Origin of the sequence: Marinimicrobium locisalis (assembly GCF_039822625.1) — a bacterium.
Lineage (GTDB): Bacteria > Pseudomonadota > Gammaproteobacteria > Pseudomonadales > Cellvibrionaceae > Marinimicrobium > Marinimicrobium locisalis.
This window is the reverse complement of record NZ_JBDLLG010000075.1, coordinates 1-1,014: the sequence shown is the minus strand read 5'-3', so window position 1 is coordinate 1,014 and position 1,014 is coordinate 1. Positions and strand designations below refer to the sequence as shown.

1 protein-coding gene is annotated in these 1,014 nt (G+C 56.2%); it reads right to left on the bottom strand.

Features of this window, described 5'->3' with window-relative positions; genetic code table 11:
• Positions 1-416 precede the first annotated feature (416 nt).
• A partial coding sequence (gene istB, locus AAE514_RS18450) for an IS21-like element helper ATPase IstB (protein ID WP_347333033.1) occupies positions 417-1,014 on the bottom strand: 598 nt, incomplete at its 5' end.

Below are 1,014 nucleotides of genomic sequence, written 5' to 3'. Positions count from 1 at the left end.
TGTGCTGCTTCGCATCAGTGAGCACCCGGCCAGCCGGGTGGAAGAGCTGACGCCCCGGGCGTGGAAAGACACCTTCGCCGATCAGCCGCTCCGATCAGACCTCTACAGGGCCGTCAACCACGCCTCTGAATGAACGGTTACTAGTAGAGTGCGTTTAAGTTAAACCCGCCCTCAAAGGGGCCATCACCAGGCGGACTCTGGATAACAAAAGGTAGAGTCACCACAAGAATAAGCGCGGCAATCACCCAGATCTTAAGGCGCTGATAATGCGCAGTGGAAATTAACTTATTAGTGCCAGAAGCGACACCGAAATAGAATAAGAGAAGGTAGAGTGGGAAGTAACCCAACTGTAACCTGTCAATGGCCATCTATTTTGACCCACGTTTGGCCATTAATTTTGACCCACAGTACGTCGTCTAATTCGTTGTTTTTTGCTTCAGTCGATAGCTCTCTCCTCCCAGCATAAAGATGTGTGAGTGGTGGATCACCCGGTCGATGATCGGCACCGCCACGGCGTCGTCGTGGAAGAACTCACCCCAGTTGGTGAAGTCCTTGTTTGTGGTCAGGATGATCGAGCGGTACTCGTACAGGCTGTTGATCAGTTGGAACAGGTTGTACCGCGCCTGGCGGGTCATGGGCAGGTAACCCAACTCATCGATCACCAGCACGTCGTATTTGGCCAGTTGGCTCAGCCGCTTCTTGAGCTCGCCCTTCATTTCCGCTAGCTCCAGGTCTTCCACCAGCGCCAGCGCACTGCGGAACAGCACCTTGTAGCCGGCGTCGATCGCTTTGAGGGCGATGCCGATGGCCAGGTGGGTTTTGCCCACGCCCGGCGGGCCGATGAACACCAAGTTCTGGCGCTCGTCGATAAAGCCGAAGTCCAGCAGGGCGTTGACTTGGCGCTTGGTGATGGTGGTTTGGTGGCGGTAGTCGAACGCCTCCAGGGGCTTGTGCGCGGGCAGTTGTGCCTGTTTCAGGTGCCGGGCGATACGGCTACGGGTACGCTCGGTCAGT